This window comes from Pseudomonas sp. FP1762 (genome assembly GCF_030687105.1).
GTDB lineage: Bacteria > Pseudomonadota > Gammaproteobacteria > Pseudomonadales > Pseudomonadaceae > Aquipseudomonas > Aquipseudomonas siliginis.
Genome location: NZ_CP117458.1, coordinates 4,070,995 through 4,089,616 on the forward strand (window position 1 = coordinate 4,070,995; position 18,622 = coordinate 4,089,616).

At 61.3% G+C, this 18,622-nt stretch carries 22 protein-coding genes; 13 read left to right on the forward strand and 9 right to left on the reverse strand.

The window, feature by feature from the left end:
* Positions 1-168: 168 nt before the first annotated feature.
* From PSH90_RS18035 to PSH90_RS18045, 3 genes are all read right to left on the reverse strand, one after another.
* The gene (locus tag PSH90_RS18035) at positions 169-783 is read right to left on the reverse strand and encodes a LysE family translocator (protein WP_076563682.1); all 615 of its coding nucleotides are present in this window, start codon (positions 781-783) and stop codon (positions 169-171) included.
* A gap of 101 nt (positions 784-884) precedes the next feature.
* Positions 885-1,154 (reverse strand): hypothetical protein, encoded by a 270-nt coding sequence (locus PSH90_RS18040; protein WP_016770723.1) that lies wholly within the window; start codon positions 1,152-1,154, stop codon positions 885-887.
* Positions 1,155-1,255: 101 nt separating this feature from the next.
* Positions 1,256-1,618 (reverse strand): antibiotic biosynthesis monooxygenase, encoded by a 363-nt coding sequence (locus tag PSH90_RS18045; protein ID WP_041478476.1) that lies wholly within the window; start codon positions 1,616-1,618, stop codon positions 1,256-1,258.
* 93 nt (positions 1,619-1,711) lie between these two features.
* Here PSH90_RS18045 and soxR point away from each other — a divergent pair, with 93 nt between their 5' ends.
* The 10 genes from soxR (at position 1,712) to PSH90_RS18095 (ending at position 9,214) form a co-directional block, all read left to right on the forward strand.
* Positions 1,712-2,164: a redox-sensitive transcriptional activator SoxR gene (gene soxR / locus PSH90_RS18050; protein WP_150638863.1), complete on the forward strand. Its 453-nt coding sequence runs from the start codon at positions 1,712-1,714 to the stop codon at positions 2,162-2,164.
* 112 nt (positions 2,165-2,276) lie between these two features.
* Positions 2,277-2,735 carry a VOC family protein gene (locus tag PSH90_RS18055; RefSeq protein WP_256809679.1) on the forward strand — a complete coding sequence of 153 codons (459 nt, stop codon included), beginning with the start codon at positions 2,277-2,279 and terminating at the stop codon, positions 2,733-2,735.
* Between the two features lie 215 nt (positions 2,736-2,950).
* Positions 2,951-4,150 (forward strand): PepSY domain-containing protein, encoded by a 1,200-nt coding sequence (locus tag PSH90_RS18060; RefSeq protein ID WP_041478473.1) that lies wholly within the window; start codon positions 2,951-2,953, stop codon positions 4,148-4,150.
* Positions 4,147-4,689 carry a hypothetical protein gene (locus tag PSH90_RS18065; RefSeq protein WP_064361579.1) on the forward strand — a complete coding sequence of 181 codons (543 nt, stop codon included), beginning with the start codon at positions 4,147-4,149 and terminating at the stop codon, positions 4,687-4,689. The genes PSH90_RS18060 and PSH90_RS18065 overlap by 4 nt, the downstream gene beginning before the upstream one ends.
* Positions 4,686-5,024, forward strand: coding sequence for a hypothetical protein (locus PSH90_RS18070; protein WP_064361226.1), 339 nt, complete (start codon positions 4,686-4,688; stop codon positions 5,022-5,024). Before PSH90_RS18065 ends, PSH90_RS18070 begins: the two co-directional genes overlap by 4 nt.
* Entirely contained in the window at positions 5,021-5,596 is a 576-nt protein-coding gene (locus PSH90_RS18075) for a DUF6162 family protein (RefSeq protein ID WP_305381201.1), read from the forward strand. The genes PSH90_RS18070 and PSH90_RS18075 overlap by 4 nt, the downstream gene beginning before the upstream one ends.
* 35 nt (positions 5,597-5,631) lie before the next feature.
* A complete protein-coding gene (locus PSH90_RS18080) occupies positions 5,632-6,561 on the forward strand; it encodes a metal ABC transporter substrate-binding protein (protein WP_056788579.1) in 930 nt (309 codons plus the stop codon).
* Positions 6,558-7,409 (forward strand): metal ABC transporter ATP-binding protein, encoded by an 852-nt coding sequence (locus tag PSH90_RS18085; RefSeq protein ID WP_056788577.1) that lies wholly within the window; start codon positions 6,558-6,560, stop codon positions 7,407-7,409. The genes PSH90_RS18080 and PSH90_RS18085 overlap by 4 nt, the downstream gene beginning before the upstream one ends.
* Complete coding sequence (locus tag PSH90_RS18090; RefSeq protein ID WP_007917717.1) at positions 7,409-8,308, forward strand: metal ABC transporter permease; 900 nt, start codon at positions 7,409-7,411, stop codon at positions 8,306-8,308. The genes PSH90_RS18085 and PSH90_RS18090 overlap by 1 nt, the downstream gene beginning before the upstream one ends.
* A complete protein-coding gene (locus PSH90_RS18095; protein WP_305381202.1) occupies positions 8,309-9,214 on the forward strand; it encodes a metal ABC transporter solute-binding protein, Zn/Mn family in 906 nt (301 codons plus the stop codon).
* A 176-nt stretch (positions 9,215-9,390) separates the two neighbouring features.
* On the opposite strand, the gene PSH90_RS18100 is transcribed toward PSH90_RS18095, so the two are convergent.
* The 5 genes from PSH90_RS18100 to PSH90_RS18120 form a co-directional block, all read right to left on the reverse strand.
* A complete protein-coding gene (locus PSH90_RS18100; protein WP_016770808.1) occupies positions 9,391-9,615 on the reverse strand; it encodes an MbtH family protein in 225 nt (74 codons plus the stop codon).
* Between the two features lie 83 nt (positions 9,616-9,698).
* Positions 9,699-11,111, reverse strand: a complete 1,413-nt coding sequence (locus PSH90_RS18105) for an aspartate aminotransferase family protein (RefSeq protein ID WP_305381204.1) — start codon at positions 11,109-11,111, stop codon at positions 9,699-9,701.
* 142 nt (positions 11,112-11,253) lie between these two features.
* A complete protein-coding gene (locus PSH90_RS18110; RefSeq protein WP_305381205.1) occupies positions 11,254-11,739 on the reverse strand; it encodes a GNAT family N-acetyltransferase in 486 nt (161 codons plus the stop codon).
* Positions 11,740-11,954: 215 nt separating this feature from the next.
* The gene (locus PSH90_RS18115) at positions 11,955-13,277 is read right to left on the reverse strand and encodes an ATP-binding protein (RefSeq protein ID WP_038860405.1); all 1,323 of its coding nucleotides are present in this window, start codon (positions 13,275-13,277) and stop codon (positions 11,955-11,957) included.
* Positions 13,277-13,957 carry a response regulator gene (locus PSH90_RS18120; protein WP_042607836.1) on the reverse strand — a complete coding sequence of 227 codons (681 nt, stop codon included), beginning with the start codon at positions 13,955-13,957 and terminating at the stop codon, positions 13,277-13,279. Before PSH90_RS18120 ends, PSH90_RS18115 begins: the two co-directional genes overlap by 1 nt.
* 155 nt (positions 13,958-14,112) lie before the next feature.
* Here PSH90_RS18120 and dsbD point away from each other — a divergent pair, with 155 nt between their 5' ends.
* Genes dsbD through dsbG form a run of 3 tightly spaced genes read left to right on the forward strand, consistent with a single transcriptional unit; the run spans position 14,113 to position 17,473 of the window.
* On the forward strand, positions 14,113-15,846 hold the full coding sequence (gene dsbD, locus PSH90_RS18125; RefSeq protein WP_305381206.1) for a protein-disulfide reductase DsbD: 1,734 nt from the start codon (positions 14,113-14,115) through the stop codon (positions 15,844-15,846).
* Positions 15,846-16,727 (forward strand): TlpA disulfide reductase family protein, encoded by an 882-nt coding sequence (locus PSH90_RS18130; RefSeq protein WP_110646813.1) that lies wholly within the window; start codon positions 15,846-15,848, stop codon positions 16,725-16,727. The genes dsbD and PSH90_RS18130 overlap by 1 nt, the downstream gene beginning before the upstream one ends.
* A complete protein-coding gene (gene dsbG, locus PSH90_RS18135) occupies positions 16,703-17,473 on the forward strand; it encodes a thiol:disulfide interchange protein DsbG (protein WP_252868026.1) in 771 nt (256 codons plus the stop codon). Before PSH90_RS18130 ends, dsbG begins: the two co-directional genes overlap by 25 nt.
* 123 nt (positions 17,474-17,596) lie before the next feature.
* Here the strand turns inward: dsbG and PSH90_RS18140 are convergent, their stop codons facing one another.
* Positions 17,597-18,412, reverse strand: a complete 816-nt coding sequence (locus PSH90_RS18140) for an alpha/beta fold hydrolase (protein ID WP_305381207.1) — start codon at positions 18,410-18,412, stop codon at positions 17,597-17,599.
* Positions 18,413-18,622 lie beyond the last annotated feature (210 nt).

Below are 18,622 nucleotides of genomic sequence, written 5' to 3' on the forward strand. Positions count from 1 at the left end.
CGTGTCTGCAAACGACAATGCACAGCCTCGTGGGCTGTGCATGGGTTCGAGAGCGTCATCAATACCTGATCGGATGCCGTTAAAGAAGTAGGGCTTCATTTAAAAGTGCGTAGGAACGCTCCTGAAACCGAGCTTAACAGGCATCGGGCCGGCGATTGAAGCAATGCGTCAGTGAAAGCTTTCCAGAAGTAACGGATACAGCGAGATCACCAACAGCGCTGCCATGCCCCAATTGAACACGCGCAACCAGCGCGGATCTTTCAGCACATTGCGCAACAGCGTGCCGCACGCCGCCCACAGGCCGACACTGGGCAGATTGATGATGGCGAACACCGCCGCGATGATCACGACGTTATAGAAATAACCCTGCATCGGCGTGTACGTGCTGATGGCACCGATTGCCATGATCCACGCTTTGGGATTGACCCACTGGAACGCTGCGGCGCCCAGATAGCTGATCGGTTTCGCCTCGCCGTGGGCACTGTCGCCGACCGGGCCGGAGTGGGCGATTTTCCACGCCAGATACAACAAATACGCCGCGCCGACATAACGCAGCACCGTATACAGAATCGGGTAGGCCTGAAACACCGCGCCAAGGCCGAAGCCTACCGCTACCACCAACAGGAAGAAGCCGCAGCTGATGCCGAGCATGTGTGGAATGGTGCGGTTGAAACCGAAATTCACTCCGGACGCCAGCAACATGGTGTTGTTCGGCCCCGGTGTGATCGAGGTGACAAGCGCAAACAGGGCAAAGGCCAACAGCAGATCAAGCGAGAGGTTCATCGAGGCAGTCCATCCAGGGTCATTCAGCTGTTGACCCTATCCCACACGGCCCGGCAAACCCACGGACAGTTAGGGAAAACTTCAAGCAGTACAGTTTGCTGTCAGCTTGGACGGCCGTGCAGCTGTATGGCACGTTCGGCGCTCATCTCACCCTGCTGATCGAAGCCGAAAGTCTTCTGCGGCTGGCCGAGCAATTGGGCTTTTTTGGCGTGGTATTCGTCGAACGACAAGCCGCTGCGGTTCAGGGCCTCCAGCGCCAGCTCGCGGGATTCTTCAGCGGTGTAAGGACGCAGCTCTGGCGAAACATGGCCAGCACAACCGGCGAGTACGGAAACAGCGAGCATCAGCGAAACAGTCAGTAAACGGTTCATGGGAGCGTCCTGGCGAGCAATGTGGGGTCGATGGAGAAAGGCTACGCCCGGGCACGCTCGCGCAGAAATCAACGCTCTCAATAGTGGCTATCAGGTTGGCACTAATACTGGCTGACCGGCAGACGGCAGTGCAGCGCGTCGTCGTGGCTGCGGGCAATGCTGCTGTGCACCTGGAACGAGTTGAAGGTCACGGTTTTCGCCCGATGCGTACGGATCAACTGCCAGAAATCCTCTTCGCCGCGTTCGAAACTGCGAAATGCCGCCTCCCCCGCTTCGCGACTTTGCCACTGCAAAAAGCTCAACACTCGGCGGCCGTCGTCGCTGGCTTGCACGCTGGCGCTGAGAAATCCGTCGTAACGCAGAGCCAGACCCTCGGTCTGCGTCGCCAGTGCCGAGACCAGCGCCGCTTGCTGGCGGGGTTCGATTTCGAATTCGATCAATTGGGTAAAGCTGCGATTGCTCATGGAAAGCCCCCACTCATCTTGAAGCGAGCCTTGCGACCCGAAGAGCTGCAGGGTAAAACCTCTAGTTAAGTCAAGGTCAAGGGTATTTTCAGCATGATCAGCAAAGACCAGGTGCACAAGCCTCTCACCGTTGGGGAGGTCTCGGCGCGCAGTGGCGTCGCGGTCACGGCGCTGCACTTTTATGAAGCCAAAGGTTTGATCAAGAGTGAGCGCAATGCCGGCAATCAGCGCCGCTATCCGCGCGCCGTCCTGCGCCGGGTGGCGTTGATCAAAGTCGCGCAACGGCTGGGAATACCGCTGGCGGAAATCGGCGAAGCGCTGAAGATCCTGCCGCAGGATCGCGCGCCATCGGCGGCGGACTGGAAAATGCTGTCTGAACAATGGCAGCGCGAGCTCGACGAACGAATCAGGCAATTGACGCTGATGCGCGATCAGCTCACCGGGTGCATCGGCTGCGGCTGTCTATCCATGGAAGCGTGTCCGTTACGCAATAAAGGCGACATGCTCGGTGACCGAGGCCCAGGCCCGCACTTTCGCGATGAATGATGATTGCTGCTCGTCGGCGGAAAATCTGTGCAGTAAGGACGGTTCTATAGTGATTGCTCCGGGTAAGTCCGGTGTAACCACATCTGTTGAAAACAAAAACAGGGAGAACGTCATGAGCGTCAAACCCATTCCCGAGGGGTATCACAGCATTACCCCGTATCTCGGCATCCAACAGGCTGCCGAGGCCATCGAGTTCTACAAAAAAGCCTTCAACGCCACCGAAGTCATGCGCCTGACCATGCCCGACGGCAATATCGGCCACGCCGAACTGCGCATCGGCGACAGCGCGATCATGCTTGGCACCCCTTGTGATCAGGGGCCGTTGAGCAATCCGCAGCAGGCGGTGTCGATCGGCTTGCACCTGTATGTCACCGATGTCGACCAGTCCTTTCAACAAGCGCTGGATGCCGGGGCGCAAAGCGTCTCCGAGGTCAAAGACCAGTTTTATGGTGATCGCAGCGGCACGCTCATAGATCCGTTCGGCCATCTGTGGTTTCTCGCCACGCACAAAGAGGATCTGAGCGAAGAGCAGATTCGCCAGCGGGCGATGGAGATGTTTAACCAAGGTTGAGGGTTTTTTACCTCGGATCAACCGGCAGAAATACACTGCCGATGTAATTGCGAAACATTTACTTTCATATCCGCTTTCGGGATTTTCTTCGCTCATCCGTCTTATAGGAATGCAGGCCGTTCGCGTAGGCAAAAGCCACGAACGGTCTCCCGGGGGAGTTCCGTGCTGCGAAGCCCGTAGCCCGGCCCCTTCCACCGCAATCAAGACGCGCAATCATGTCGAAGAAATCCCGTTCCAAACTGTGGTTCCTGGTGCATAGCTGGCTGGCGTTGCCGATCTGGTTCTTTGTGCTGATCGTCTGTGTCACCGGCACGCTGGCGGTGGTCAGCCAGGAGATTGTCTGGCTGGCCAACCCGCAAATGCGCGCCAGTCAGCCGTCGGACGACGCGCCGCGACTGAGCTACGACCAGATCCTCGCCGCGATCAAACAGGCCGAGCCGCAAACCCTGGTGCAGAGCATCAATCGTCCGGACGAGTCGCACTTTGCCCTCGACGTCGAAGTCAGCTACCCCGACGGGCGCTCGTTGACGGTCTATGTCAATCCGTACACGGGGGTCATTCAGGGCACCGCGCCGGCCTTCGATTTCAAGGCGTTCACCCGCGCCCTGCACGGCTGGTGGCTGGTGCCGTTCACCAACGGCTACAGCTGGGGCTGGTATCTGGTGTCATTGCTCGGCGTGCCGATGCTGGTGTCGCTGATTACCGGGCTGGTGGTCTACAAGCGCTTCTGGAAAGGTTTTTTGCGCCCGACCCTGCGTGTACGCCATGGTGCGCGGATCTTCTGGGGCGACTTCCATCGCCTGTGCGGCATCTGGTCGATCTGGTTCATCGCGGTGATTTCCATCACCGGCATCTGGTTCCTGATCAAAGCGATCCTGTTCGATAACCAGATTTCCATTTCCAGCGAGCCGATCATTCCGGCGATGTCCCGCGAAAGTGTGCCGATCTCGGCAGCCGGCACCCCGCCGCCGCGCATCAGCCTGGATCGCGCAATAGAAATCGCCCAGCAGAAGATTCCGGGGCTGGAGGCCAGTTACGTCAACCTGCCGGGCAATGCCTACTCGCACATGAGCGTCAGCGGCCGTGGCTGGTATCCGCTGATGTATCAGACCGCGACTCTCAACCCGTACAACGGCGAAATGGCTTCCTCACGGTTGCTGTCCGATCGGTCCTCGCTGGAATTCGTCACCGAATCCATGCGCCCGCTGCACACCGGTGACTTCGGTGGAATCTGGATCAAGTTGATCTGGTTCTTCTTCGGTCTGTTGCTGAGCATGATGATCCTCAGCGGTCTGCTGATCTGGACCAAGCGCACCGCGTTGGCCACCGCCAATGCGCTGAAACGCGAGGACAAGAAAAACCGCGTCACCGCCCAACCGGCGCTGCGCCGTGAAACTTCGGAGGCGAGCCTGTGAACAAAGCCATCTCGGTCACACCGCCGTCGCGCCTGTCGCGTTTCTGGCACAAGTGGCGCTTCCATATCAATGTTCTGCTGTTGCTGATCCCGCTGGGCTTCATGCCGAAATACTTTGCCGATGCTTCGCTGTTTCGCGGCGACAGCGGCCTGGGCCAGCGTGAAATAGGCACGGTTCAGGTCGGCCCGTGGAGCCTGCGTCTGGCCGAGTTACGCGAAGAGGCGCCGCACCTGAGCGGCCCGGCCGGCTATATGAAGGATTTCACTGCCGCCGTTTGTGATACCTGCGTCGAACAGGTCAAGGCCACTTACCTGCGCATCGGCAAGCCGCGCAGCCTGCGTGCCGCCGGCACGATCTTCTTCGGCACCCCTTACCGCATGGGCACGCAGATGCCGATCCCGGCAAAGACCAAACCTGACGCCGAGCTGTGGATCACCATGGAAGGCTGGGACGGCAGCATGCACCAAGCCGCGATTCCCCTGAGCCAAGCCTCCCCTGCCACGGTTGCGTGGCTGAACAAACAAGGAGCCAAACCATGACTCGCTCACCCCTTCATACCCGTTTGCTCGCCAGCGCCGCGCTGCTGCTGAGCGCCGGTTTCAGCGCCAGCGCCCTGGCGCACAACCCGATGTGCGAATGCAAAGCCATCGATGCCGAACAGATCAAATGCACCGGCGGTTTCTCCGACGGCAGCGGCGCGCCGGGGGTGACCCTTGATGTGATCGGCTACGACGAAACCATTCTGGTGCCGGGCAAACTGGGAGAAGACTCGACCCTGACGTTCAAGAAGCCCGGCAGCGAGTTCTATGTGCTGTTCGACGCTGGCCCCGGCCACGTTGTGGAAATCGACCAGGCGGATATCGAAGCCCCATGAGCACCCCGACGACGCAAGTGGTACGTCCGGCCGGTGCCGGTCATGAAACCCTCAATGTGCTGCTGTTGTGCCTGCTGATCCTCGCGGTCGCCGGCTCGGTGGTGGCGTGGCGCGGGGTTTCCCATGAACCGGAGCCGGTCGCCAGCAACCAGTACGACGCCCGCCGCGATCTCAGCGCCGCTGAGCAAGGCATCTATGCCGACCTGCGCGTGACCCTCGACGAAATCCGCTTGCTGCGCGAAGAGCAACAAGCCCTGCCGACGCCACAGGTGCTGGCCGACGAAGGTTTCGCGCCGTTCGCGCAGGATGCCAGTTCGGTCAGCCGTGGCGGTCACGCATGGCAGATGTTCGCCGATCGTGCCTATTTCGGCCGTAGTGCGACGCCTGATGTCGCCGGTTCGTTTTTGATGCGTGTCGGCACTGACGCCAACACGGCGCCGGACATCTGGCTGAACCGCAGCGCCGACCTCGCGCCTGCGGAGGATCTGTCCGACGCGGCGCTGTCCGCCGCTGGCTGGAAACAGATCGTCGCGCAATTCGATGCCGGGGTTACCCGCGAACATCGCCATTGATTCCTCGCCTTTATCCGAGAGAAGACTGCTTGCCCATGTCCATTTCATCTCCTCGCCGTCCATTGTTACGCCTGTTTCTGCTTGGCCTGTGCGCCTGCCTGTTGAGCCCACTGGCCAGCGCCGAGCAAGGCAAACGCCTGCGTATCGGCATCACTCTGCATCCGTATTACAGCTACGTCGCCAACATCGTCGGCGACAAGGCCGAAGTAGTGCCGCTGATTCCTGCTGGGTTCAATCCGCACGCCTACGAGCCGCGCGCCGAAGACATCAAGCGCATCAGCGGGCTGGACGTGATCGTGCTCAATGGCGTCGGCCATGACGACTTCGCCGACCGGATGATCGCCGCCAGCGAAACACCCAACGTCAAAACCATCGAAGCCAACGAGAACGTGCCATTGCTGGCGGCCACCGGTGTCGCTGCGCGCGGCGCCGGCAAAGTGGTCAATCCGCACACGTTCCTGTCGATCAGCGCCTCCATCGCCCAGGTCAACAATATCGCCCGCGAGCTGGGCAAGATCGATCCGGACAACGCCAAGACCTACACCCAGAACGCGCGTGCCTATGGCAAACGCCTGCGGCAGATGCGCGCTGACGCTTTGGCCAAACTGACCCAGGCACCCAACGCCGAACTGCGCGTGGCCACGGTGCACGCGGCTTACGACTATCTGTTGCGTGAATTCGGTCTGGAAGTGACGGCCGTGGTCGAGCCCGCCCACGGCATCGAGCCAAGCCCGAGTCAGCTGAAAAAGACCATCGACCAGTTGCGTGAACTCGACGTCAAAGTGATCTTCTCGGAGATGGATTTCCCATCCAGCTACGTCGACACCATCCAGCGTGAATCCGGGGTGAAGCTGTACCCGCTGTCGCACATTTCCTACGGCGAATACACCGCCGACAAGTACGAAAAGGAAATGACCGGCAACCTCAACACCGTAGTTCGGGCGATTCAGGAGTCGGGGGCATGACGTCGAAAGAAACCCTGATCCCTGACAACACCAATAACCCGGTGGGAGCGAGCCTGCTCGCGAAGGCGCCGGATCAGGCAACATCTTCGTTGAATGACACACCGCATTCGCGAGCAGGCTCGCTCCCACAGGGGATAACCGGGCCGGCGCTGGAGTTTGCGGATATCAGCCTGACCTTGGGGCGCACGACGATTCTCGACAAGGTCACTTTCCAGGTGCAGCCCGGCAGCGTGCATGCGCTGGTCGGCCCCAATGGTGGTGGCAAGAGTTCGCTGATCAAGACCCTGCTCGGGCAGATGCCGCATCAGGGCCGGCTCAGCCTGCACTGGCACGGCGAGCCCGGCACCATTGGTTACGTTCCGCAGGCGCTGGAGTTCGATCGCGGCTTGCCGATGACCGTCGACGATTTCATGGCCGCCATGTGTCAACGCCGTCCGGCCTTTCTCGGTTTGAGCAAACACTACGCCGGTGCCATCGGCGAGGCACTGGAGCGCGTCGGCATGCAGGACAAGCGCAAGCGGCGCATGGGCGCGCTGTCCGGTGGTGAGCGGCAGCGGGTACTGCTCGCGCAGGGCTTGATCCCGGCACCGCAATTGCTGGTGCTCGACGAGCCGATGTCGGCCCTCGATGAGGCCGGGATCCAGGTGTTCGAACGTCTGCTCACTGACTGGCGCGCGGCGGGCATCACCGTGCTGTGGATCGAGCATGATCTGGAAGCGGTGGGTCGGCTGGCCGATCGGGTCACCGGTCTCAACCGCCGCGTGCTGTTCGATGCCACACCGCAACAGGCACTGACTCCGGAGCGTCTGCTGACGCTGTTTTCCACCCATCCACGGAGCGCGGTCTGATGAGTTACGAAGCCTTTCGTTTGATGGTCCAGGGTTGGGCGTCTTCCGGTTATCTGCCGGAAGCGCTGGCCTACGGTTTTGTCGTCAACGCCCTGCTCGCCGGCCTGCTGATCGGCCCGGTGCTGGGCGGGCTCGGCACGCTGGTGGTGGTCAAGCGCTTCGCGTTCTTTTCCGAAGCAGTCGGCCATGCCGCGTTGACCGGTGTCGCCATCGGCATCCTGCTCGGCGAACCCTACACCGGCCCGTACGGCAGCCTGTTCGGCTACTGCCTGCTGTTCGGCATCCTGCTCAACTACCTGCGCAACCGCACCGGGCTGGCACCGGATACGCTGATCGGCGTGTTTCTCTCGGTGTCACTGGCACTGGGCGCGAGCCTGCTGCTGATTCTCGCCGGCAAGATCAACGTGCACATTCTGGAAAACGTGCTGTTCGGTTCGGTGTTGACCGTCAACGGCAATGATCTGGCGGTGCTGGCGATCGTCGGTTCGCTGGTCATGGCCCTCGCCCTGCCGCTGTACAACCGCATCATGCTCGCCAGTTTCAATCCGCAACTGGCGGCGGTGCGTGGCGTAGCGGTGAAGACCCTGGATTACCTGTTCGTGATCCTGGTGACCTTGATCACCGTCGCGGCAGTGAAGGTGATTGGCGCGATTCTGGTCGGTGCCTTGCTGGTGATTCCGGCGGCAGCGGCGCGCTTGCTCAGTCAGTCGCTGAAAGGGTTTTTCTGGTGCTCGGTGCTGATCGCTACCGTCAGCACCCTGTGCGGGATTCTTGCGCCGATCGTATTCGATCTGCCGATCCCGTCCGGCGCCGCGATCATTCTGGTCGCCGGCATCGCTTTCGCCCTCGCCGCCATTGCGCGCGGCGTCGTCCCCAGCCTGAAAGGGAACCTTGGATAAATGGCTTTTTCATTGCGTAACCTGACTCTGGCCATGGCCCTGTGTGGCGTGGTCTGCACTCCGTTGATGGCGGCTGAAACTGCGAAACCGTTGCGCGTTCTGGCCTCGTTACCGATCACCTATGGATTGGGCGAAGCATTGCTCAAGGGTACCGACGTCAAACTTGAACGTGCGGCGCCGGCCAACCTTCCGGGTAGCCGTCAGACTGCGTATTTCACCGGCCGTGGCGCTCCGGCGCTGAGCAAACTGGCCACCGACGCGGACGCGGTAATCGGTCTGCGTTCGCTGTGGGCCGATGATCCGCTGTACCCGATCGCGCGGCGCAGCAACATCCGTATCGTCGAAGTCGATGCTGCGCGCCCGGTCGACGGCGCCCTGCCCGGCATCGCCGTACAGCCGGGCCTGCAGGTTGATGGCCTGAACAGTCAGCCATGGCTGGCGAGCAACAACATGGGGCGCATGGCCGATGTGATGGCCGCGGACCTGGTGCGCCTGGCACCGAGCGCCAAACCTGCGATCGAAGCCAACCTGGCGGCGTTGAAACAGCGTCTGCTGAAACTCAGCGCAGACACCGAAGCGCGTCTGGCCGAGGCGGACAACCTGAGTGTGATGAGCTTGAGCGATCACTTCGGCTATCTGATTGGCAGCCTCAACCTTGAACTGGCTGGACAGGACGCACGGCCTGATGCCGAGTGGACGCCAGATGAATTAAAGAAGCTGACAGCGACGCTCAAGGACAATGACGTGGCGGTGGTGCTGCACCATCGCCAGCCAGCGGAGCCGGTGAAAGCGGCGATTGCTGAATCCGGCAGCCGTCTGGTGGTGTTGAGTACCGACGCGGCGGATCCGCTGGCGGAGCTGGAGGGGAATGTGGATTTGTTGCTCAAGGGGTTGAGCGGAGCGTAGTTTCAGTAAGTCCGCGTAATCGTTCTTCGCGAGCAGGCTCGCTCCCACAGTTGAAATGCGATCCCCTGTGGGAGCGAGCCTGCTCGCGAAGAGGCCCGCACCCACAACGTCACTCTCCAGACATGAAAAAACCCGCTGACCCTCACTGGTCCAGCGGGTTTTTTATGCCCGGTCGCTTATTGCGCCGCGACTTGCGCATCCATCTTCTGGCGCAGGCTCAATGGGCGCATGTCGGTCCAGACTTCTTCGATATAGGCCAGGCATTCCTTTTTCAGGCCGCTCTTGCCCACGGTGCGCCAGCCTTGCGGCACAGCTTTGTAATCGGGCCAGATCGAGTATTGCTCTTCGTGGTTGACCACGACCTGAAAGAGGATGTCCTCGCGGTCGAATACTGACGTCATGCTGGTTCTCCATCGTTGTAAGGTCGGCTGCATAACGGATGCAGCCGGGGTATGTAGAAAGAACGTTCGCCGCGCGGAAAAATTTACAGCGTGGCGGCGGCAGCGGCCAATGCGCGACCAAAGATCTCGGCCACCCGATCAATCTCCGCGGCAGTGATCACCAGCGGCGGCAGGAAGCGCACCACTGCGCCATGGCGGCCGCCGAGTTCCAGAATCAGCCCGCGCTTGAGACATTCGCGTTGCACCAACGGCGCCAGACGCGCAAATGCTGGCGGATGACCGAGCGCATCGGGCGCGCCGTTCGGGTCGACCAGTTCGACGCCGAGCATCAGGCCACGCCCACGGATATCGCCCAGTTGCGGGAAGTCGCGCTGCAGAATGTGCAGATGTTCGCTGAGCCGCTCCCCCATGGCAGCGGCGTGTTCACAGACCTTGTGCTCTACCAGATAACGCATCACCGCTGAACCGGCGGCCATGGCCATCTGATTGCCACGGAACGTGCCGGCGTGGGCGCCCGGTTGCCAGGTGTCGAGCCAGTCGCGGTACACCACCACCGCCAAGGGCAGGCTGCCACCGATGGCTTTGGACAACACCACCACATCCGGAACGATGCCCGCATGTTCAAAGGCAAACATCTTGCCGGTGCGGGCGAACCCGCTCTGGATCTCATCAACGATCAGCGCCACCCCGGCCCTTTCGGTAATTCGGCGCAAGCCACGCAACCACTCGATATCGGCCGGAATCACCCCGCCCTCGCCCTGCACCGCTTCGACGATCACCGCCGCCGGCAATTGCACCCCGGCCTCGGGATCGTTGAGCAGGCTTTCCAGATAACTCAGATTGGCGTTGACGCCCGCCGCGCCGCCGAGGCCGAACGGGCAACGGTAGTCGTAGGGGAACGGCATGAACTGCACGCCATTGCTGAGCAAGGCACCCAGTGGTTTTTTCGGCCCCAGGCTGCCCATCAGGCTCAACGCACCCTGACTCATGCCGTGATAACCGCCGGAAAATGACAGCACAGTACTGCGGCCAGTGGCCGTGCGCACCAGTTTCAGCGCTGCTTCCACGGCGTCGGTGCCGGTCGGGCCGCAGAACTGGATTTTCGCCTGCGCCGCCAGCTCCGTCGGCAGCAGTCCGAACAGATCCTGGACGAATTGATCCTTGACCGGCGTGGTCAGGTCGAGGGTGTGCAGCGGCAACTCATCGGCGAGCACTTGCTGGATCGCCTCGATTACCACCGGATGGTTATGCCCCAGCGCCAACGTGCCGGCCCCAGCCAGGCAGTCGATGAAGGTACGCCCTTCGACATCCTCGACATACAGGCCCTTGGCACGCTTGAGCGCCAGCGGAATACGCCGAGGATAGCTGCGCGCGTTGGACTCCTGACGACTCTGGCGCGCCAGTAACGGGGATTCGTTGAATTCGTATAACGTTTCTGCCGGCGCCGAGGCGACCCGGGCCGACGACGCTTCGATAAGACTGGTGGCGACTGACATCTCTCGACCCCTCAATTTGCTATGGATAGTGACCAAAACAGCACACCGACAGGTGCGCGTTCCGGTCGCGGGGCGCACTTGCAGGTTTTCCTGTTCTGGAAACGCTTCAGCGCGGTGCGGATTTACACCCTTGATCGAGTTGTCACGGCAGTGAGGACAAAGGTTTGTGCAGTGGCACGGTTTGCAAGCCGGTGGAGAGGCCCGGTGGCGCTGCCTGTTGGTAACCCAGGTGCCGATAGAACGCCTCGGCGGTGCGGGTGCTGTTGAGGTGCACATGCTGCACACCACGAATGCGCAACCAGCCCTCGAGATTGTGCATCAGCGCCCGGCCGACGCCGCGACGAAAGGATTCAGGCTGGACGTAACACAGCAGGATTTCGCCACTGACCCGGGCCATGCCGACACCGACCGGTTTGTCTTCGAACGAAGCGATACAGAGATAAAAGTGTGGGTCGGCGAGCCGGCTACTGATGAAATCGGCGGAGGAGTGGTTGAGCCAGTCGCTGACCAGAAGTGGATGGTTGCGGTGATCGAGTGCACATCCGATACGGATCGAGCGCTCGACAATACGGTTGATGATGCCGGTGTCGGCCAGAGTGGCCGAACGTACGCAGATGGGTGCTTTCATGGCGCAGTTCCCTCAATCCATTGAGTCAAAGCTGCGTTGACCTTAGCCCCAACCCTGGCGGATAGCGAACGCCGAGAAGTTACATTTGATGTGGCAGAACATGTTCTTTTGTGAGAGCGAGCCTGCTCGCGAAAGCGTCAGGCCAGTCAACGTCGATGTTGAATGACTTCCGCATTCGCGAGCAGGCTCGCTCCCACAGGGGATCCAAGGTGAGATCAGAGGGTTTGCAACGGCATGGTCAGTTCGACCCGCAAGCCATCCGGGCGGCTGTCGAAATGCAGGGCGCAGTCACAGCGCTGAACAATCGCCTGGACAATCGCCAGACCCAGCCCGCAGCCGGTGCTCTGCCCGTTGCGCCAGAAGCGTTGGGTCAGATGCTGCAAATCATCTGGCGCAATGCCGGGGCCATGGTCACGCACGACAAAACGCACGCGATTGCCGATGTTTTCCAGATGGACCTCGACCGCGCAATCTTCAGGTGTGTGACGCAAGGCGTTGTCGAGCAGGTTGCGCAGTGCAGCAATCGCCAGCACGGCAGGCATTTGCAGCGGCGCGGCGGACAAGTCGTCCGGCACGTGCAGTTTGATCCGCAGCCGCTCGCCGCCGGTGGCGTCCTGGATCGCCAGTCTGGCCACTTGCTCGGCGCTGCATTGCGAGCCGTCATCGAACGACAGGCTGCCTTCGACCCGCGCCAGCAGCAGCAACTGTTCAAGGGTGCGGTGGAGGCGATCGGCGCCCTCCTCGGCGCGGGCCAGCGATTGATCGCGGGCGCTGCCGTCGGTCATGCGCGCGACTTGCAGGTGGGTCTTGATCGCCGTCAGCGGACTGCGCAGTTCATGCGCGGCGTCACCAGTGAGGCGACGCTCACGCTCAATGGTCTTGCCGATGCGCTGGAACAACTGATTCTGGGTTTCCAGCAACGGCTTCAATTCGCTGGGAAACGCCTGCAGCTGCAATGGCTCAAGGGAATCGGCATTGCGCCGCATCAGCGCCTCGCGCAGACGATTGAGTGGTGCAAGACCCTGACCGATGCCCAGCCACAGCAGGCACAGGCAGCCCAGCAAGGCCACACCGACCGGCACCGAAGCAGCGAGCAGAATCGACATGTTCAAGGCTTCGCGCTCGATCTGCCGATCCGCCGTAGTGATGCGCACATCGCCCCGGGCCAGGGTGAAACTGCGCCACGGGGCGCCGTCGATCATTTGATCGTGGAAGCCCATTTTCTCGGCTTCCAGCGCTTGCTCGGGGTTGTTGTGGCTGCGCGCGAGAATCTCGCCGCGCAATGAGCTGACCTGACAGGCCATGCCGCCGGGAATGTTCAGCTGTTCAGCACTGAAGTGGGTGCCCTCGCCTTTGCTCGGCAGCGTCGGCAATTGCTCAAGCAAACCGGCGACCATGCGCGCCGAAGCGACCAGACGCTGGTCGAGGGAGAACATCATCTGATTGCGCAGATCGCTGAGCATCCACGCCGCCGCCAGCGCCCAGATCAGCGCGAAGGCAGCGCCGAGCGTCAGACTCAGGCGCAGGCGCAGACTCATCACTTGCCTTGCTCTCCGCCATCGGCAGGCCCGAGGCGATAGCCCAGACCACGCACGGTTTCGACGATGCCTTTGCCAAGCTTGCTGCGCAGATGATGGATATGCACGTTCAGTGCGTTGCTTTCCAGTTCGTCGTTGAAGCCGTAGACGCTGTCCTTCAGTTGCTCGGTGGACAGCACCCGGCCGCGATTGTGCAGCAATGCCTGCAACAGCGACTGCTCGCGGCGCGACAGGTCCACCGGTTGCCCGGCGAGGCGGGTTTCGCGGCTGCTCGGGTCGTAAGTAAGCGCGCCATGCTCGATCAGATTGACACTGCGCCCGGCCACGCGGCGCAACAGCGTTTGCAGGCGAGCGAACAGTTCGCGCAGGTCGAAAGGCTTGAGCAGGTAGTCGTCAGCGCCGGCCTGCAGACCGTCGACACGATCGGTCACCGAGTCACGGGCAGTAAGGATGAGAACCGGGATTTCCAGGCCGCTCTGCCGCAATTGCTGGAGCAACTTTAGGCCATCTTCGTCGGGCAACCCGAGATCGAGAACCATCACGTCGAATTCGGCGACCTTGAGCATCGCCCGCGCCTTGGACGCGGTGTTGACGTGCTCGACGGTCAGGCCCTGGGCGGTGAGGCCGGCAACGATGCCGCTGGCAATCAGCTCGTCGTCTTCGCAAACCAGTACGTGCATGGTGAATCCCACAGGAAAAAGGCGGATTAGGCAGTTGGCCGATTAAGCTGACATTATGGCGCCCAACGTCACTGCGACAAGGGCATGGCGGTTAATCATCGGTTAATCGCCGCTGCCCATTGTGCACCTCACTTGCACAGGGACAAGGCTTCTCCATGCGTCATTTTTTTGTTTTGTTTGCGTTACTGATCTCGGGCCTGGCCCAGGCTGGAAACAATCCTTTCGATACGAAACCGGACTTCTTGCCGGTCGACCAAGCGTTCGTGTTGACTTCCGAGCGTCTGGATTCAGGCGAAACCCAGCTGTTCTGGCAGATCACTGACGGCTACTACCTGTATCAGAAACGCCTGAAATTCGATGGACTGGCCGCCGATCAGCAGCCGGTGTTGCCTGAAGGCGAATCCCACAGCGATGAGTTCTTCGGCGAGCAGCCGGTCTATCGCCAAGGGCTTGAAGTGAAAATCCCGGCGGCGGCCAGCGGTCAGATCAAAGTCAGTTATCAGGGCTGCGCCGATGCCGGTCTGTGTTATCCACCGCAAACCAGGGTGATCGATCTGGGTGGCAAAGCCGCAGCAGTAACGGGCGCTGAAGCCCCGGATCAGGCTTTGGCCAGCAGTCTGCAACAACGGGCGCTGGGCTGGAGTCTGCTGGTGTTCTTCGGACTCGGCCTGCTGTTGGCGTTTACCCCGTGTTCGCTGCCGATGCTGCCGATTCTGGCGGGGATGATCGTCGGCAGTGGCGCCACACCACGGCGCGGGTTTGCCTTGGCCAGCAGCTACGTGATCTGCATGGCACTGGTCTATGCGGCGATGGGCGTGATTGCTGCGCTGCTCGGTGCAAACCTGCAGGCGTGGTTGCAGAATCCTTGGTTGCTCGGCGCATTTGCCGCCATTTTCGTGGTGCTGGCATTGCCGATGTTCGGCTTCTTCGAACTGCAACTGCCGGTGGCCCTGCGTGATCGCCTTGAACATGCGTCGCGCAGCCGCAGCGGCGGCAGCCTGATCGGCGCCGGCGTGCTGGGCGCATTGTCCGGTCTGTTGGTCGGGCCGTGCATGACCGCGCCACTGGCCGGCGCGCTGCTGTACATCGCGCAGAGCGGTAACGCGTTGCACGGCGGTCTGATTCTGTTTGCACTGGGCATCGGCATCGGTGTGCCGCTGTTGCTGCTGGTCACTGTGGGCAACCGTTTCCTGCCGAAACCCGGCGCGTGGATGAATCTGCTCAAGGGCATATTCGGCTTCCTCTTTCTTGCCACTGCATTGTTGATGCTGCGCCCGGTACTGGACCCGTCGTTGTGGCTGGGGCTGTGCGGCGCTCTGCTGTTGATCGCCGCTTACAGCGCTTGGAAACAATCCGAAGGTTTTGGCCGCGTCGCACAGATGTTTGGCGCGCTGTCCCTGTTGCTCGGTTTGTGGGGCAGCTTGTTGGTGATCGGTGCGGCGGGCGGCAGTGATGATCCGTATCAGCCATTGCAGGTCTACAGCGCCGGCCCTGTCGCCAGCGCGGCGCCGACGGGTCACGATTCCTTCACCACGATCAAGGAACCTGCCGCCCTGCAACGCGAACTCGATGCGGCCAAGGCTCAAGGCCAGTGGGTACTGCTCGATTACTACGCCGACTGGTGCGTGTCGTGCAAGGTCATGGAGAAGAAGGTGTTCGGTGAAGCCAAGGTCATGCAGGCCCTGAGCGATGTGCGCCTGCTGCGCCTGGATGTGACCGCCGACAACGCTGCCAGCCGCGAGCTGCTCAGTCGCTATAAAGTGCCGGGGCCGCCGACGTTCATCTGGATCGGCGCTGACGGCGAAGAACGCCGCAGCCAGCGCATCACCGGCGAGGTCGATGCCGACACCTTCCTGCAACGCTGGTCCGCCACCCGAGATGCCAACTGATGCTGACGTTCACCCTCGGCACCTTCGCCATCGCGCTCAACCACCTGCTGCTGATCAGTGCTCTGGCGCTGGCGACATTTGTCGGCTGGCGAGTGGCCAAGCGCGGCGGCGATAACCCCGAGTCAGCGCTGTTCAGCCTGTTCTTGCTGGGCATGCTCGCGGCGCGCATTGCGTTTGTCGCGCTGTACTGGTCGCACTATCGCAATGACCCGTGGCAGATCATCGATCTGCGCGACGGCGGTTTCCTCGCCTGGCCCGGAGTGATCGTGCTGCTGCTGGCGGCGTTGTATCGCGGCTGGCGCCGGCCCGCTTTGCGCCGTCCGCTGGGCTTCGGCGTGGTCAGTGGCGTGGCGTTCTGGCTGCTTGCCACCCTGTCGCTGAATATCTACGAACAGGGCACCCGGCTGCCGGATATTGCCCTGCGCAACGCCGCCGGGGAAAAGATCAAGCTCAGCGACTATCAGGGCGGCCCGCTGGTGATCAACCTGTGGGCGACCTGGTGCCCGCCGTGCCGGCGAGAAATGCCGGTGCTGGAAAACGCCCAGCAACAGCGCCCTGATCTGACGTTCTTGTTCGTCAATCAGGCCGAAAGCATGCAAAGCGTGGCCACGTTCCTGGAAACCCAGGGCCTGAGCCTGAACAACGTGCTGTTCGACCGCAATGGCCGTCTCGGTCAGGCCGTGGGTTCCATGGCGTTACCGACTACGCTGTTCTATAGCCCGGACGGTCGCTTGCTGACCAGTCACCTCGGTGAACTGTCGAACGCCAGCCTCGCCCGCGCCCTGGAAACCTTCGACACTTCACCTTCAAGCCCGAATCAGGCCGTTGCCCCGGCCAACTCTGCAAGGAAACTGCCATGCCCCGCCTCCGCCACCTGCTGACGCTGACCCTGGGCACTGCCCTGCTGCACTTGCCGTCGGTACAGGCTGCTGAAGAACTGCCCGCCGCAATCAAAAAGATCGAAGCCAAGGGCGCGAAAATCGTCGGCCAGTTCGACGCCCCCGATGGCCTGCGCGGGTACGCCGCGCAATACCAGAATCGCGGCATGGCGCTGTACCTGACCCCGGACGGCAAACACGTCGTGGTGGGTAATCTGTACGACGCCGACGGCAAGGATCTGAGCAGCGAGCCTTTGCAGAAACTGGTCTACGCGCCGATGTCCAAGGAAGTCTGGGCCAAGTTCGAGGCGAGCAACTGGATTCAGGACGGCAACAAGGATGCACCGCGCACGGTGTACCTGTTCAGCGATCCGAATTGCCCCTACTGCAACATGTTCTGGGAACAGGCGCGGCCATGGGTCAAGGCCGGCAAAGTGCAGTTGCGCCACATCATGGTCGGCATCATCCGCGAAGACAGCCCGGGCAAATCAGCCGCGCTGCTGGCGGCGAAAGACCCGGCCAAGGCCCTGGAAGATCACGAAAAGGCCGGCAAGGGCAGCGCGCTCAAGGCTCTCAAAGACATTCCGGTCGCCGTGCAGAGCAAACTCGCGGCGAACATGCAATTGATGGAAGACCTCGAACTGCAAGCCACCCCGGCGATTTTCTACATGGATGACAAAGGCGAACTGCAACAACAGCAAGGCGCGCCTTCGCCGGACAAGTTGGTGAAGATTCTCGGGCCTAAGTAGTTTTTTCATTGCTTGGACCGGCTCTTTCGCGAGCAGGCTCGCTCCCACAGTTGACTGCATTCCCTCAGCCAGAATGCGATTAACTGTGGGAGTGAGCCTGCTCGCGAATGAAGCTCACTCGGTCTAGCGGTTGCGCTCGGCCAGAAACGCCAGCAGCGCCTCAGTGACAAACCCGGGATTCTCCAGATTTGAGATATGCCCCGCCTCCGGTACCAGCACGCACGGGCAACCAATCAATTCAGCCATTTCCCGGGCTTCCGAGGGTGGCCGGGGTTTGTCCTGGTCACCGCACAGCACCAGCGTCGTCGCCGGGTTCAGCTCGCCCAGCCGTGGCAACAGGTCGTTGCGGCCAAACGTGATGCGCCCCATCGGCACGATGCTTTCGCGCAGACGCTCGGGCGAATAGCCCTTCAATTTCGCGCGAAAGTCCTGATACAGCGCCGACTGCGGGTCGATGCCCGGGCGGAAGAAGATTGGCACAACGACGTCGAGCAATTGTTCGGAGATGGTGCCGCTGTCTTCGATCTGCTTGAACAACGAGAAGTAATACTGGCGCGTCGGTTCCGGCTCGACACCGACGTAGGTGTCCATCAGCACCAGACCGTTGAGACGTTGCGGTGCGGACAGTGCCAGGCGCGTGCCCCACATGCCGCCGACCGAAAGCCCGACGAGGGTGACGCGGTCGATGTCCAGGTGATCGAGCAAGGCCTGCGCCTGTCGGGCGATGTCGTCCAGCGATGTGGTGCCTTCAGGTAACTTGCCGGAATCGCCATGGCCCCACAGATCCAGGGCGATGACGCGATAATGCGGGGTCAGCGCGGCGATCTGCGGCGCCCACATCGCTTGGTCCCAAAGGTAACTGCCGGCCAGCAACACGGCGGGGCCGGTGCCTTGATCAATGTAGTGCAGTGCTTGTCCGTCAACCGTGAAAAAGGGCATCGACCACCTCCGCGAGAAAAAACAGAACCGGCAGACTGAGCTGCCGGTTGGTGATCGTCAAGGATGGAAATGTACAGTCATGTACTGGTGATTTGTGTTGAATTCACCGACGCCATCGCTGGCAAGCCAGCTCCCACAGGGTTCAACGTCGTTCACAAGATTTGTGCTCACCGCAAAAACTGTGGGAGCTGGCTTGCCAGCGAAGAGGCC

Bases quoted from the DNA above. Each gene is read 5' to 3' on its own strand.
- PSH90_RS18035 (WP_076563682.1), bottom strand. From the start codon at position 783: ATGAACCTCTCGCTTGATCTGCTGTTGGCCTTTGCCCTGTTTGCGCTT.
- PSH90_RS18040 (WP_016770723.1), bottom strand. From the start codon at position 1,154: ATGAACCGTTTACTGACTGTTTCGCTGATGCTCGCTGTTTCCGTACTC.
- PSH90_RS18045 (WP_041478476.1), bottom strand. From the start codon at position 1,618: ATGAGCAATCGCAGCTTTACCCAATTGATCGAATTCGAAATCGAACCC.
- soxR (WP_150638863.1), top strand. From the start codon at position 1,712: ATGATCAGCAAAGACCAGGTGCACAAGCCTCTCACCGTTGGGGAGGTC.
- PSH90_RS18055 (WP_256809679.1), top strand. From the start codon at position 2,277: ATGAGCGTCAAACCCATTCCCGAGGGGTATCACAGCATTACCCCGTAT.
- PSH90_RS18060 (WP_041478473.1), top strand. From the start codon at position 2,951: ATGTCGAAGAAATCCCGTTCCAAACTGTGGTTCCTGGTGCATAGCTGG.
- PSH90_RS18070 (WP_064361226.1), top strand. From the start codon at position 4,686: ATGACTCGCTCACCCCTTCATACCCGTTTGCTCGCCAGCGCCGCGCTG.
- PSH90_RS18075 (WP_305381201.1), top strand. From the start codon at position 5,021: ATGAGCACCCCGACGACGCAAGTGGTACGTCCGGCCGGTGCCGGTCAT.
- PSH90_RS18080 (WP_056788579.1), top strand. From the start codon at position 5,632: ATGTCCATTTCATCTCCTCGCCGTCCATTGTTACGCCTGTTTCTGCTT.
- PSH90_RS18085 (WP_056788577.1), top strand. From the start codon at position 6,558: ATGACGTCGAAAGAAACCCTGATCCCTGACAACACCAATAACCCGGTG.
- PSH90_RS18090 (WP_007917717.1), top strand. From the start codon at position 7,409: ATGAGTTACGAAGCCTTTCGTTTGATGGTCCAGGGTTGGGCGTCTTCC.
- PSH90_RS18095 (WP_305381202.1), top strand. From the start codon at position 8,309: ATGGCTTTTTCATTGCGTAACCTGACTCTGGCCATGGCCCTGTGTGGC.
- PSH90_RS18100 (WP_016770808.1), bottom strand. From the start codon at position 9,615: ATGACGTCAGTATTCGACCGCGAGGACATCCTCTTTCAGGTCGTGGTC.
- PSH90_RS18105 (WP_305381204.1), bottom strand. From the start codon at position 11,111: ATGTCAGTCGCCACCAGTCTTATCGAAGCGTCGTCGGCCCGGGTCGCC.
- PSH90_RS18110 (WP_305381205.1), bottom strand. From the start codon at position 11,739: ATGAAAGCACCCATCTGCGTACGTTCGGCCACTCTGGCCGACACCGGC.
- PSH90_RS18115 (WP_038860405.1), bottom strand. From the start codon at position 13,277: ATGAGTCTGCGCCTGCGCCTGAGTCTGACGCTCGGCGCTGCCTTCGCG.
- PSH90_RS18120 (WP_042607836.1), bottom strand. From the start codon at position 13,957: ATGCACGTACTGGTTTGCGAAGACGACGAGCTGATTGCCAGCGGCATC.
- dsbD (WP_305381206.1), top strand. From the start codon at position 14,113: ATGCGTCATTTTTTTGTTTTGTTTGCGTTACTGATCTCGGGCCTGGCC.
- PSH90_RS18130 (WP_110646813.1), top strand. From the start codon at position 15,846: ATGCTGACGTTCACCCTCGGCACCTTCGCCATCGCGCTCAACCACCTG.
- dsbG (WP_252868026.1), top strand. From the start codon at position 16,703: ATGCCCCGCCTCCGCCACCTGCTGACGCTGACCCTGGGCACTGCCCTG.
- PSH90_RS18140 (WP_305381207.1), bottom strand. From the start codon at position 18,412: ATGCCCTTTTTCACGGTTGACGGACAAGCACTGCACTACATTGATCAA.